Raw genomic sequence first — 12,653 nt, 5'->3', positions numbered from 1 at the left:
CCCCCCCCCCCCCCCCCCCCCCCCCCAGTCTTTTCAAGCATAAGACGGCATACGAGATCATGAGTACTGTCTCGTGGGCTCGGAGATGTGTATAAGAGACAGATTACGCACAGCTCAAGTTTAGTCGCAAACGCATTGCCCAAGCAATCAATACGCACAACATCGATTGCCATTTTTATTTTGGCAAAAAAGACAAGCTTTTCCCGAGCAAAATTGGCGAACGGTTCAGTACTTTGCTTGCTGTTCCGAACATTCATGTTTTTGATGACGGACATGAATTGGTAAACGCAGAAATGAACAAGTATTTGGCTAAACAGCTTAATGATTAATGATAAACCCATCCGATTGGTTCATGAGCTGATGCTGGTGGTAGAAAAGTGCTTGCTGTCTAAGTTTTCGAAAATCATTTTTCTGGATGCGCCTATCAAAACCGAAGTGGCCACCTTGTTGGTGATGAACCACTTCAGCTTTAACGATGGCCCAATGATGCACTTTCTTTGCCGAAGAGTACTGAAAAGAGTTTAACATTCAGGTGGTTTTGGCAGTGGTGCTCCTCGAGTTTTGGCAGATTTTAAGCCTAAAGCCAATGTTTACCTCATAGATTATACAGGACAGCAGGATTCTGCTGTCCTGGAAGAAGCCTACAATGCTTTTTATCAATCGTGCAGGCAAACTTAGCGTAAGCAATATGATCAGCCACCGCGCACCTGCGAAGTCACTAAATTTAGTAAACATATCGCAAAGACGGAGCCCTGGCTTATTGCTTAAACACGGTAGGGATAAACTGCCCGATAGTGTGGTTGGCGGTAAACGTAAGACCTAGCAATTTGGCCATGGTTTGCGCAATTTGATCTTGGTAAATTTGTCCATCGCTTTTCATTTCTCCGCCAGCTGGTGTATCTGGACCAATTACGGCAAGCCAGGTTTCGTTAGAGCCAGGTGCCGAGGTGCCATGTGATACCCACTTGCCATTGGTGCCACGGCCATGGTCTGGGCAGATTACAAAGGTGGTATTGTCTCTGTAGAAAGGATCGGCCTGCATGGCTTTCCATAAATTGCCAATCATGGCATCAATGTAACTGGCGCAATCGAGGTAAAAATCGTATTGCCCGGCGTGTCCAAAATCGTCTGGGTCTGCAAAATCGATATACACCATTTTCGGGTGGTTGGCGGCAATATAAGTTTTGGCAATGGCATAGGTATTGGCGTCCCAACGTACTTCCTTGCCAAAATAGGCTGGCAGGTAATCCTGTAGTTCGTTGGCTAGCTGTTGGGCTTCGGTAAGTTTGGTTCCGCTTACTTTTTCGTAGGGATTGATCAAGGGCATCTTGTTCCGGTCGCGGTTAACGATCTGGGCCACCGGTGCCCAGCCAGCAAAAGTAACCACTTTGCCTTGGTAGCCTTTTTGCTGGTTTACAAACTCCAAAATGTTCTCATTAGGATTATTCGGATAGCTGTTGCTGTTTACTTTCGGATCGGCATAACCGGTTATGGTTTCGCTGCGACCTGGATAGCTGAACCAATAAGGATTCCTCACGTTTACCTTGTTGCCCAAGGCGCGGTTGCCATAAAGTTGACCTTGTTTGGCTAAGGTGCCCCAAAAAAACGGCATCAGTAAATTTCTTCTTTCGGCAGCAGTATTGGCCCAATATTTTTTGAAAACAGCGCTTGAATCTTGTTGACGATACTTTTTGAGCTTCATGAGCGAAGAATCTGCACCGTTGAACAATTCCTGCCAGCGATAGCCATCAACAGAAATGAAGACAATGTTTTTTGTTTTGGTAGTTTGGGCAAATACGCCCAGTGCCATACAGGCGAATAGCAAGGTTAATTTCAGTTTCATACGCGTAAATGTTTTGTTTAGTAAAATTAAACTTTTATTATAAATTTTAAATTAATTTTTAGATTCAGGGAGGTTAAGTTGCCTGATTTTCAAAACAAAGCCGCCCTTGTCTTGTTTCTAGTTAAAATAACGTATCATGAAAAGAAAGTATTTAATTGGCCTAGCAGCCATGGCAATGATTGCTTCGGTTACTTTTACCGCCGTAGCGCAAGAAAAGCAGGAAAAGAAAACCAAAGTAGGCAAAGCGTTGAGTAAAACCGGTAATGCCGTTGAGAAAGGCGCAAAAAGTGTAGGCAACAAAACGGCCGAGGTAGCGGTTAAAGGCGCTTCTAAGGTGGCCGACGAGACTTACAAAGGCAAAATGGCACCCGATGGTTCTAACGTTTACATTGATGGGAAGAACAAGAAATATTATGTAAACAAAAAGGGTGCAAAAGTTTACTTAAAGGCTAGCCAAATTAAAGACAGGCCAAAAGAAAATTAAGCATAAAAAAACCCGGTCAACTGAATGATCGGGTTTTTGTTTTTTATGGACTTGGGTCTACGACCTGCGTTTGCTTCCGCCTCTATCGCCACGGCTATCGCGACGATCGCCACGGTTTGCACCGTAACCACCCCTGTCTTCACGGCTGCGGCCAGAGAAATCCCTGAAGCCGCCGCCACCATTGGAGCTTCCGCCTTCGCGACGGCCTGAACCGCTTCTTCTGTCGCCACCACCATAGCCACCACGATCGCGACGGCCACTGCCACCGCCAAAGCTGCGTTTTTCGCTACGGGCTTCTTCCGAAGTTTTTTCCAACCTTACTTCACGGCCATTGTATTGAACATCTTTAAAGTTGTTGAACAATGACTCAACCGAATCGTTTTCTACCTCAATGAAAGAGAAAACACCTTTCAAGTCGATTTTGCCAACTGCTTTGCCACTGATTTTGCCATTGTTACATACAAAACCCAACAAATCGCCCCTGGTAAAATCGTCAACCGAACCTACGTTGATGAACAAACGGGTGTAATCGCTGTTGCCGAAGTTTCTTGGGCCACGATCGCCTCTGTCGCCACGCTCTTCGGTACTTGCGTTCAAGTCTGGCGCGTTTTTGTAGTATTCTAAGAAACGGTTAAATTCTAACGATGCAAAACGTTTGATCACTTCTTCTTTGCTCAATTCGGCAAATTCGTCCATGATGCGTGGAATGTACTGGTCGATCTGGTCGGTGTTTACTTCTACGTTGTGCACCTTGTGTACCAAGGCAAACAATTGTTTTTCGCATACGTCGAAACCTGTTGGCAATTCGGCTTTGGTAAACTGCTTGCCAATGATTCTTTCGATCTGACGGATTTTGCCAATCTCTTTCGAGTTGACGATACAGATAGAAACACCGGTTTTGCCTGCACGACCGGTACGGCCGCTACGGTGGGTGTAGCTTTCAATTTCGTCAGGTAAGGCGTAGTTGATTACGTGGGTAACGTTGTTGACGTCGATACCACGGGCGGCTACGTCTGTAGCGATCAACAATTGCATGTGTCTTTCGCGGAAACGCTGCATTACCTTGTCTCGTTGTTGCTGCGAAAGGTCGCCATGCAAAGAATCAGCGTTATAGCCATCTTTGATCAAATGATCTGCCACTTCCTGCGTATCCATTTTGGTTTTGCAGAAAACCACGGCGAAAATTTCCGGGTTAAAATCTACAATGCGCTTCAAGGCGGCATATTTGTCTCTGGCACGCACCACATAATATTCGTGGTCGATGTTAACGTTGCCAGTATTTTTGGTGCCCATGGTCAATTCTACAGGGTTTTCCATATAGTTTTTGGCTATACGGCGAACTTCTGCAGGCATGGTAGCAGAAAATAACCATGTTTTTTTGTCGTCTGGAGTAGTAGATAAGATATCGTTGATGTCTTCTTGGAAGCCCATGTTCAACATTTCGTCGGCTTCATCTAATACTACATATTTCACGTTAGAGAAATCGATGGCTTTACGGCCAATGATGTCTAACATACGGCCGGGCGTGGCCACTACGATTTGTACGCCATTGCGTATCTCGCGTAGTTGTTGCATAATGTTCGCACCACCGTAAACGGCAACTACGTGTGCATTAGGCGTGTTTTTTGAGAAATTCTTGATGTCGTTTGCAATCTGCAGACAAAGCTCACGGGTAGGGCACAAAATGAGTGCCTGTGGCTTATTGCTCTTAAAGTCTATCAATTCTAACAGCGGCAATCCGAATGCGGCTGTTTTTCCTGTTCCTGTTTGGGCCAAACCAACAAAGTCGTTACTACCTTCTAACAGTACAGGAATGGATTGCTCCTGAATAGGCGTAGGATTTTCGAAACCTAGCTCTTTTACGGCATTAACAACGTCATCACTTATCCCCAATTTACTAAATGGGTTTATCATTATAACATTTTTTAATTAAGCGGCAAAGGTACGGTTAATATTTCGTATTTCACAGATTTTCAGGGAAATAGTTTTTGAAAGTGCCCCTGTGGCAAATGGGTTGACTTTGAGTAGGTTAGTAGCTGCTATTAACTAATCCAGTTGCAGTAGGTTTTACGGGTTTTCATTCGTTGCCTTCTTTTTTGTATAAATCCATTCGGCCGGCACCGCATAACCAGCCACAACTGTTGGCAAGATAAAAAAGACTATAGGTGTTTACCAAACAGCCATTGGGGTATTTGCGCCGATAAGAGGAAAGGGATATGGATGTTGTTATGGTCAAGTTCAGTAAAGGTGATGAATGTTGCTTTTTGGTTGCCTTTGAGTTTGTTAAACAGTTCAACACTTCCCTGATAAGGGTTTTCGTTGTCTTTTTGGCCGTGGATCAATAAGATGTCTTTACGGCTCATGGCCTTAAGGTTAGAAAAATCGGGCACAGCCGCGATTGAAACCAGGGCCGCAAACTTTTCAGGAGCCAAACTCAGCAGGTTTTGCGCAGTTGAAGCACCCATCGAATAGCCAACCAAATAGATCCTGCTTTGATCAATCGTGCCGAACTCCCGCTCAAGTTGTTTCAGGAGGTTCAAAACGAGTCTGATATCGTCAGAAGGTTTGGACTCTAAAACGCCACCTTGATTTGGAACGTAGCTTGATGAGCGCGCATTGAACTGTGGCGCTAAAACAAAGCATGGATATTTTTCCTGAATCTCATCCCTAAGCCAAATCCTCGCCAATGGCTCTAGCTGCTTTTCATTGTCGTTGCCAATTCGTGTAGAGTTATGGAAAGAGATGACCAAAGGATATTTCTTGTTTTTGTTGTAATTTTTAGGCAAAAGCAACCGATAGGGCAGTGCCTTCGCCTTTTGTTGGTCAACTCGCTTCTGAAATTGACCGGTTGGAAGTTGGTTCAATATGGCTTTGGCCTGTGCGGCGGTTAGGCTATCGATTTTTACAGCATTGAAGGTTTGGGTTTGCGCAAACGAAAAACGGACAGCGAACGATAGGCATAAAAACAGGATAACAACAACAAATTTGTATGGCATATTGAAGAGATGCATGGCTAAGTTTAAAAGATACAGGGTTATGGAGCGAAAAGATTTATTTCGGAAACTGCGATGCAGAAACCTTGGGTATAACTATCAGGAAATCATATCCTTTTATTATTCGGGCCAATTTGGTGCTGGCGATGCCCAGTTTGCCATTTTCGAGCGCTTCTTGCAAAGGATGCATATCAAAACAATGCCATTGCTCGCCCTCGGTTGCTTTAAAAAAGGGCTGAAGCAGTTTAAGGGTGCCGCTGTTTTCGTCTATAGCCTCGGCCGGAAAGCCTTTGAAAGGAGAGGCCTGCGTGCCGCTTTTGCCAATAATCATGAGGTGCAGCGACTTGCCGAATTGGCTGTCGGCAATGTTGTTAACCAAGTTGCCCGTATCGAATATTTCGAGCAAACTCTCGCCTTTGGCTACATGGTTGGCGCCATACTTGAAAAGATTTTTTTTATTGTACCATTTGCCGTAAGTGGCCATCAGTTGGTTCTTCATCAATTGAACCCGTAAATGGTGACTGCCCGATTTATAGATTTTTGCCGTGAGTTTGAGCATTTCTATCATTTGCTTTTCCTGCTTGCTTAATGGCAAGGAAGTGAGCTCGTTCATGTTTTTGTCGAAATCGGGCGTATACAAATAAAAAGGCTTGCTTTGGTCTTTTAAAAAGGCATCGAAATGATTTTTTGAATTGATCTCGATGGTGCGATAAATTTCTTTAGCCCTTTTATTTGAAGTGGTTTTTTTCAATTCGCTGCAAACCAATCGGTCTCCAACCAACAAAATCTGATCGGTGCCATTCAGCTGTACGCCTTGCTTAACCAGCTTTTGCAATAAGGCCAACTCGGGTTCAAATGCATAAAAAGAAAAGGTATTGCCATAGTCGGCTACATAGCTTTTAAATGCCGGAGCAGCAAGGGTCTTGATTTTTTGTTGCAGAATTTTAGCCGAATAGGGATCTATTTCGCCAAAGAAATTATCGAATTTGACCTGCGAAACCAATGCCGAAGTAAAATAGGGGATTTCATTGGTAAAGTGGTCTTCGCCAATAAGTACGGCAGCGCTTTTTTGTGCGGCGTCCAGTATTTTATTCCAGCCTTCGCCGTTAAAGCTGGTCTGCTTCGGCCCAAAAGTATAGCTGTTCTTTTTGGCCATGGCCGTAATGAGACTATCCTGTGCCATTAATGGTCCAAAGGCCAACAAAAGTGCCAGCAACATGATAAATCCTGATTTCATGGAATAGGGGCTTGAAAGGTTAGGTTTGGGCCATCCATTGTTCATAAGAAACAACGCCCAATTCGGGCTTGGCCTCGCCTTCCAAGATCGCAATAAATTCTAACGAATTGCCATCGGGGTCGTTAAAATAAATGGCTATAGCTGGCATCCAGGCAAAAACCATGGGTTCGTCGCTGCCGTTTTTTAGAAAGTTGTAGGGTTTCAGGTTCCTGTCTTTCAGGAACTGGACTGAATGTTGCAGGATGTCGTCTGGCGTGCACCTGAAGGCGAAATGCCTTTTGGCTACTTGTCCTACAGGTTTTTCCCAGATGCCCAACATGGCACTTTGGGCTTCGCCAATCCAGAAAAAGGCAATCCGGCGCGCCTCTTCGTAATGGCATTGGGTTAAGCCGAGTGTGTTTTTATAGAAATCGATAGACCGTTCCAGGTTTTCGACCTCGATATGGGTTTCGTAAAGTCCTTTGATCATGGGTCAAATCTATCGCAAACGATCGGCAGACTTGATCAGTTTTTCGTCATTATTGATGCCACGGATGGCCAACAGGATAAAGAAAATGGCAATGACTGGCAAAAATAGTCCAACTTTATAATTGGCATTTTCCAATCCCCCTGGTATTTTTTTGGCATATTGGCTGCACCAAAAAGAAAGGCCGATAATCAGTACGATGGTAACGAGGGCCATTCTCTTTTGCAAGGCTCTTTTGCGGAAATTGAAGATGTTGAAAAGGGCCAGTAGCGCGATGGCAATGGTGCTGATCAGCACAGGCAACGAGGCCTCTATCTGTTTGCTTTGTTCGCCTACCTTTTCGTAGATGCCCTGTGCGGTTAAAAGGTATTGTACGCTGCCAATGGAAGTGTTGACAATAGGAACAAAAATTAAGCAACTGATCGTTACGCAGGCCAGCAATAGCCAAATAGATTGTATTCTTTGTATCATATAATTCCAGATAATTTTAACAAACTTAGCTAAAAAATGCATTTAAAAGCAATAAATACAGACGCTCTTTAGCGGAAAAAAGATTTTGTGAAAATAGCCATGGCAAATGCAGGCTGCGCAAGGGATTAATGCGCAGAAAAAAGTATTTTTGCAGCAAGTGAACAAGAAAAGGTACTTTATCGAATTGAGCTACGATGGCACCAACTATCACGGCTGGCAAACGCAACCGAACGGAATTACGGTTCAGGAATGTTTGGATAAGGCATTGGGCATTTTCTTTAGGCAGGAAATAGCGAGCCTGGGTTGCGGGCGTACCGATGCAGGTGTACATGCCACGCAGTTTTTTGCGCATTTTGATGTGGCCGAGCTGCCCGAAGCAACAGTGCTGAATGCCGTTGGCGGAATCAACTCGCTTTTGCCTTACAGCATTGCGGTGAAACGTATTTTTGCAGTTGATGAGGATGCCCACGCACGTTTTGATGCCACTTCGCGTTCCTATAAATACCATCTTCATTTTGAGAAAGACCCCTTTAAAATAGATCGTTCTTGGCTGTATAAAGGCTCGCTCAACGTGGATGCGATGAACCAGGCCGCGCAGTTGTTGTTGGGTTTTACGGATTTTTCTTGTTTCAGCAAGTCGAAAACCCAAACCTTTACCAATAATTGCAAAATTACCGAAGCCAGGTTTGAAGAAAAGGCAGACGGTTTGGTCTTCCACATCAGTGCTGATCGTTTTTTAAGAAACATGGTGAGGGCTATTGTCGGTACCTTGGTGCTGGTGGGCAAAGGCGATTTGGCTCCTCAGGGCGTAGCCGATATTGTGGCCAGCAAAAATCGCAGTAAAGCCGGACAGTCGGTGCCTGCTTGTGGACTGTATTTGGTTAAGGTCGAGTATCCATTTGTGAATTAGAGAATGATAGAATTAGAGAATGATAGAATGTGTTATGAATTAAAAACATTCATTTGTAATGGAAAGCATTCACTCATTAAGATATTCAATCATCCAAAATTAAAATAACTATGTCTAAAATAACTGGAGATGCCATTAATGTGAACCTGCTCAAACGTGTTTTTGAGTATGTAAAGCCTTATCGTGCGGTTTTCCGGTGGTCGGTAGTGCTTACTTTGCTCTTGGCCGTTATTACGCCGGTTAGGCCTTACCTGATTGGTTATACCTTAGACCAGTTTATTTTAAAAGGCAATTACCAAGGCCTGGTCAGCATGACGATCTTGATGATTGCCCTGTTGGTGCTCCAAACCCTTGTGCAGTACAGCCAAACACTCTCTACCAATACGCTGGGCCAATCGGCTATCAGAGATCTGCGTATCAATGTATTCAACCACATCAGCAAACTCAGGCTCAAGTATTTCGACCAAACGCCTATTGGGCAACTTATTACACGTACCGTTTCCGATTTGGAAACCATTGCCGATATCTTTTCAGAAGGCTTGATTGCCATGGTTGGCGATTTGTTGCAGGTGGTGGTTATTATCGGCTGGATGCTCAGTATGGATTGGGAGCTCACCCTGGTGGTGCTGCTGCCTATACCTTTTCTTATTATCGCAACCCGTATTTTTCAAAAGGCCATTAAAGTGGCTTTTCAGGAAATCAGAACCGAGGTGTCTAACCTCAATACGTACTTGCAGGAACACATCAGCGGGATTTCCATTATCCAATATTTTGCCCGGGAAGAGCAGGAGTACAAGAAATTTAAAAAAATCAATTCGCGCTACCGAGATGCCAATATCCGTTCTAACTGGTATTATTCTATCTTTTTTCCAGTGGTAGAGCTTATTTCTGCACTTTCGTTGGGCTTGTTGATCTGGTATGGTGCTAAAATGATTTTAGATAAGCCATTAAGTGTAAAGCCCGGAACCATTACCACCTTCATCATGTTCATCAACATGCTGTTTAGGCCCATCAGGGAGCTTGCCGATAAGTTCAATACCCTGCAAATGGGCATGGTAGGGGCCGAACGCGTTTTTAAAGTGCTCGATACCGATGAGGCCACCGAAAACAAAGGCACTTATGCGCCAGCCAAAATGGAGGGAGAAATCAGTTTTGAACAGGTGTGGTTCAGCTATAATCAAGACGGCGAAGTGCCCGAAGATGGCTATGTGCTTAAAAATATTTCGTTCGAGGTAAAGCCGGGGCAAACCGTTGCCTTAGTAGGAGCTACGGGGGCGGGTAAGTCTTCTACCATCAATATTCTTAACCGTTTTTACGAAATACAGCAAGGTACCATCAAGGTTGATGGCGTAAACATCAAAGATTATGAATTGGGTTACCTGCGTAGCCATATTGCTACGGTATTACAGGATGTATTTCTGTTTTCGGACACGATTTTGAATAACGTTACCCTTAATAATCCCGCAATTACCATTGATGAAGTAGTGGCTGCGGCCAAAAAAGTGGGTGCGCACGACTTTATCGAACGTTTGCCGGGAGGCTACCATTACAATGTGATGGAACGTGGCGCTACGCTTTCGGCCGGACAGGCCCAGCTGCTTTCGTTTATCCGCGCCCTGGTTTACAAGCCTGCCATACTTGTGCTCGACGAAGCTACCTCATCGGTTGATACCGAAACCGAAATGCTGATTCAAAATGCCATCGACAAATTGATGCATGGCCGGACTTCCATCGTGATTGCGCATCGCTTGTCGACCATCCAAAAGGCCGATTTGATTATTGTGCTCGACAAAGGCGAAATCAAGGAAAAAGGTACCCATCAGCAGCTGCTTAAAATAGACGGCTACTACAAGCGTTTGTACGAATTGCAGTTTTCTTCGGCCGGAATTGCCAAAGAAGAATAGCAGTTAACTATATATAGGCTTATTTTTCGTTTAAAGGTACCATGCAGACATAGATACTCGCTTCTACCCTTATACAATCGCCACATTCATCTACGCACCTGATTTCTGGATTTGAAGTAAACGGAGGGCAAATTTCGCCACAACGTGGATTGTTGGGCCCAACGCCACCTACAATGTTTTTCATTTCGTTCCTTGAAAGGACTGTAGCTCCGTTATAGTCAAATTTCATCTTGTTGGTTTTGTTCATCATGCTGTTTTGAGGTTAATTCTAGGATGCTTGAAAAGTCATGGCGAGGCGGCCTATAAGGCTGTCGCAATAAAATTTCTCCTTAAGATACGCGAAACTTCGGATTTCAAAGAAGGTTCGCGTTTTTTTACTAAGAAAACAGATGTCTTATCGATTGAAAGACAATTAAATAGGGATATTGGGAACTTACCTGAAATACTGGTCTTCGATTATGGTTGTAGTGGTACTCGATCCGTTTTTAACAATGGTTTCGGTGGCAATGCCCAAGCTTTTGTAGCGTACAAAGCTTAGTTTTTTTGGAGAGCCGGTGCCGAAGGTAATGTGCATTCCTTGGGCATCAATACTATAGGTCGTGCTGTCTATGGCTACGCCAGCCCTGCGGGTAATCACCTTGCCATCGGTTCTGAAAACGAGCGTATCAACCGGGTTGTAAATGTTGGTGGTATCTGGCCACATCCGGATATTGTCTACAGCTACGTTCTTGATGGTGTACCTTAAAGGCCATCTGCCCAAAATCTGCTTTTGCACCAGGGGTTGCGGCTCAACAACCTCTTTTTTACAGGAGTAAACAAATAGTAAGGTGGCGATAAAAAAAAGGGAAAGGCAAAAATTTTTCATTTTGATGGCATTCTTATGAGTAAAGATAGGCATTAATCCAGTAAAACAGGATTATAGCGCTTATAACGTACAAATTGTCTTTATTTATCTAATGCCGATGCTTTTTTTTCCATTTGCTAAAAAATAGCCGTCTCGCCAGAAAATAGTTTTATATTTCAACCTTAATTTCTGTTGCAGATGAAGTCTATACTTTCTAATCTAACCTTTCAGGTGTTGGTGGCCATTACCCTCGGCGTAATTGTAGGGGTGCAGTTTCCGGGGTTTGCGCCAAGTGCCGAGCTCATCAGCAAATGCTTCATCAACCTCATCAGCATGTTGATTGCGCCCATCATATTTTTTACCATCGTTTTGGGCATTGCCCATATGGGCGATATGAAACGGGTTGGCCGTGTAGGAGGCAAGGCCCTGCTGTATTTTGAGATCGTAACCACGGCGGCCATTGCCATTGGCCTTTTGGTAGCCAATATTTTAAAGCCAGGAGTTGGGGTTAAGGTGCCCGAAGGCGATGTAACCAAAATTGCCAAATATGCCGAGCAGGCGGGCGAAATCAAATGGCTTGAATTTGTAACGCACATCATCCCGAAAAATATATTCGAGGCCTTTAGCAAGGGCGAAATATTGCAGATTTTGTTCTTCGCTATTTTGTTTGGCTACGGACTGAGCAAGCTCGGCGCTCCGGGCCAATCGTTGCTGGGCACTTTCGACAAGATTTCAAAAGTGCTGTTCAACATGATGAAGGTAGTGATGCGCGTGGCGCCCATTGGGGCTTTTGGGGGCATGGCTTTTAGCATCGGTACCTATGGAATTGGTACGCTTAAGCCGATGGCCAGCCTGATGGGCTCGGTTTACCTCACCTGTTTCCTTTTTATTTTTGTGGTGCTTAACCTGATTTGCCGTTTTTATAAGTTTAGCTTGTGGGCTTACCTTAAATACATCAGGCAGGAAATCCTGATCGTTTTGGGTACTTCGTCGTCAGAGTCGGTGTTGCCCAGCATGATGCGTAAAATGGAAGATATTGGTTGCGATAAGTCAGTGGTGGGTTTGGTGATCCCAACGGGCTATTCCTTCAACCTCGATGGCACTTCTATTTACCTGGCCATGGCGGTTATCTTTTTAACGCAGGTATTCAACATCGACTTGAGCCTGGGCGAGCAGATTTCGATCATGGCGGTACTGATGGTCACCTCGAAAGGGGCAGCCGGCGTAACGGGTAGTGGCTTTATTGTGCTGGCCAGTACGCTTACGGCGCTCAAGATCATGCCGGTTGAGCATATTGCCATTTTATTGGGCGTAGACAGGTTTATGAGCGAGGCCCGCGCCATTACCAACATGATTGGCAACGGCATTGCCACCATCGTAATTGCCAAAAGCGAAAACGAATTTGACGAAGAAAAATACCGGAACGCCATTAAGCCCCTGGCTATTGAAAAAGCAGAAGGAGATCATTTTTAAATGGAATTTCTAAGGCTTTAACCCCTTT

General features: G+C 44.5%; 13 protein-coding genes. 5 read left to right on the top strand and 8 right to left on the bottom strand.

The annotated features are described in order from the left end of the window. The first annotated feature begins 321 nt into the window (after window positions 1–321). Window positions 322–525, top strand: a complete 204-nt coding sequence (locus tag JHD69_RS08335; protein ID WP_199139249.1) for a hypothetical protein — start codon at window positions 322–324, stop codon at window positions 523–525. Window positions 526–757: 232 nt separating this feature from the next. Here the strand turns inward: JHD69_RS08335 and JHD69_RS08330 are convergent, their stop codons facing one another. After that, complete coding sequence (locus JHD69_RS08330; protein ID WP_199139247.1) at window positions 758–1,843, bottom strand: alkaline phosphatase family protein; 1,086 nt, start codon at window positions 1,841–1,843, stop codon at window positions 758–760. Window positions 1,844–1,979: 136 nt separating this feature from the next. Between JHD69_RS08330 and JHD69_RS08325 the strand changes: the two genes are divergently transcribed. Beyond that, window positions 1,980–2,327, top strand: a complete 348-nt coding sequence (locus tag JHD69_RS08325; RefSeq protein WP_199139245.1) for a hypothetical protein — start codon at window positions 1,980–1,982, stop codon at window positions 2,325–2,327. A 57-nt stretch (window positions 2,328–2,384) separates the two neighbouring features. Here JHD69_RS08325 and JHD69_RS08320 read toward each other — a convergent pair whose 3' ends face one another. From JHD69_RS08320 to JHD69_RS08300, 5 genes are all read right to left on the bottom strand, one after another. Then, complete coding sequence (locus JHD69_RS08320; RefSeq protein WP_199139243.1) at window positions 2,385–4,241, bottom strand: DEAD/DEAH box helicase; 1,857 nt, start codon at window positions 4,239–4,241, stop codon at window positions 2,385–2,387. Between the two features lie 245 nt (window positions 4,242–4,486). Then, on the bottom strand, window positions 4,487–5,323 hold the full coding sequence (locus tag JHD69_RS08315) for an alpha/beta fold hydrolase (RefSeq protein ID WP_199139241.1): 837 nt from the start codon (window positions 5,321–5,323) through the stop codon (window positions 4,487–4,489). Between the two features lie 55 nt (window positions 5,324–5,378). Then, window positions 5,379–6,557: a hypothetical protein gene (locus JHD69_RS08310; protein WP_199139239.1), complete on the bottom strand. Its 1,179-nt coding sequence runs from the start codon at window positions 6,555–6,557 to the stop codon at window positions 5,379–5,381. 19 nt (window positions 6,558–6,576) lie between these two features. Continuing rightward, on the bottom strand, window positions 6,577–7,026 hold the full coding sequence (locus tag JHD69_RS08305) for a VOC family protein (protein ID WP_199139237.1): 450 nt from the start codon (window positions 7,024–7,026) through the stop codon (window positions 6,577–6,579). Between the two features lie 9 nt (window positions 7,027–7,035). Beyond that, on the bottom strand, window positions 7,036–7,494 hold the full coding sequence (locus JHD69_RS08300) for a DUF4293 domain-containing protein (RefSeq protein WP_199139235.1): 459 nt from the start codon (window positions 7,492–7,494) through the stop codon (window positions 7,036–7,038). Window positions 7,495–7,600: 106 nt separating this feature from the next. Between JHD69_RS08300 and truA the strand changes: the two genes are divergently transcribed. Together truA and JHD69_RS08290 are read left to right on the top strand one after the other, a co-directional pair. Continuing rightward, window positions 7,601–8,404 (top strand): tRNA pseudouridine(38-40) synthase TruA, encoded by an 804-nt coding sequence (truA, locus tag JHD69_RS08295; protein ID WP_199139233.1) that lies wholly within the window; start codon window positions 7,601–7,603, stop codon window positions 8,402–8,404. 110 nt (window positions 8,405–8,514) lie between these two features. After that, window positions 8,515–10,308, top strand: coding sequence for an ABC transporter ATP-binding protein (locus tag JHD69_RS08290; RefSeq protein ID WP_199139231.1), 1,794 nt, complete (start codon window positions 8,515–8,517; stop codon window positions 10,306–10,308). A 19-nt stretch (window positions 10,309–10,327) separates the two neighbouring features. On the opposite strand, the gene JHD69_RS08285 is transcribed toward JHD69_RS08290, so the two are convergent. Both JHD69_RS08285 and JHD69_RS08280 read right to left on the bottom strand, forming a co-directional pair. Next, complete coding sequence (locus tag JHD69_RS08285; protein WP_199139230.1) at window positions 10,328–10,558, bottom strand: hypothetical protein; 231 nt, start codon at window positions 10,556–10,558, stop codon at window positions 10,328–10,330. A gap of 183 nt (window positions 10,559–10,741) precedes the next feature. Continuing rightward, entirely contained in the window at window positions 10,742–11,173 is a 432-nt protein-coding gene (locus JHD69_RS08280) for a hypothetical protein (protein WP_199139229.1), read from the bottom strand. 177 nt (window positions 11,174–11,350) lie between these two features. On the opposite strand from JHD69_RS08280, the gene dctA reads away from it, so the two are divergent. After that, window positions 11,351–12,625 (top strand): C4-dicarboxylate transporter DctA, encoded by a 1,275-nt coding sequence (dctA, locus tag JHD69_RS08275; RefSeq protein WP_199139228.1) that lies wholly within the window; start codon window positions 11,351–11,353, stop codon window positions 12,623–12,625. Window positions 12,626–12,653 lie beyond the last annotated feature (28 nt).

This window comes from Pedobacter sp. ASV12 (genome assembly GCF_016429155.1).
GTDB lineage: Bacteria > Bacteroidota > Bacteroidia > Sphingobacteriales > Sphingobacteriaceae > Pedobacter.
Note: the sequence above shows the minus strand (reverse complement) of the source record. Positions and strands in the feature narration are given on the sequence as shown.

Bases quoted from the DNA above. Each gene is read 5' to 3' on its own strand.
- JHD69_RS08335 (WP_199139249.1), top strand. From the start codon at position 322: ATGATTAATGATAAACCCATCCGATTGGTTCATGAGCTGATGCTGGTG.
- JHD69_RS08330 (WP_199139247.1), bottom strand. From the start codon at position 1,843: ATGAAACTGAAATTAACCTTGCTATTCGCCTGTATGGCACTGGGCGTA.
- JHD69_RS08325 (WP_199139245.1), top strand. From the start codon at position 1,980: ATGAAAAGAAAGTATTTAATTGGCCTAGCAGCCATGGCAATGATTGCT.
- JHD69_RS08320 (WP_199139243.1), bottom strand. From the start codon at position 4,241: ATGATAAACCCATTTAGTAAATTGGGGATAAGTGATGACGTTGTTAAT.
- JHD69_RS08315 (WP_199139241.1), bottom strand. From the start codon at position 5,323: ATGCCATACAAATTTGTTGTTGTTATCCTGTTTTTATGCCTATCGTTC.
- JHD69_RS08310 (WP_199139239.1), bottom strand. From the start codon at position 6,557: ATGAAATCAGGATTTATCATGTTGCTGGCACTTTTGTTGGCCTTTGGA.
- JHD69_RS08305 (WP_199139237.1), bottom strand. From the start codon at position 7,026: ATGATCAAAGGACTTTACGAAACCCATATCGAGGTCGAAAACCTGGAA.
- JHD69_RS08300 (WP_199139235.1), bottom strand. From the start codon at position 7,494: ATGATACAAAGAATACAATCTATTTGGCTATTGCTGGCCTGCGTAACG.
- truA (WP_199139233.1), top strand. From the start codon at position 7,601: ATGCAGGCTGCGCAAGGGATTAATGCGCAGAAAAAAGTATTTTTGCAG.
- JHD69_RS08290 (WP_199139231.1), top strand. From the start codon at position 8,515: ATGTCTAAAATAACTGGAGATGCCATTAATGTGAACCTGCTCAAACGT.
- JHD69_RS08285 (WP_199139230.1), bottom strand. From the start codon at position 10,558: ATGATGAACAAAACCAACAAGATGAAATTTGACTATAACGGAGCTACA.
- JHD69_RS08280 (WP_199139229.1), bottom strand. From the start codon at position 11,173: ATGAAAAATTTTTGCCTTTCCCTTTTTTTTATCGCCACCTTACTATTT.
- dctA (WP_199139228.1), top strand. From the start codon at position 11,351: ATGAAGTCTATACTTTCTAATCTAACCTTTCAGGTGTTGGTGGCCATT.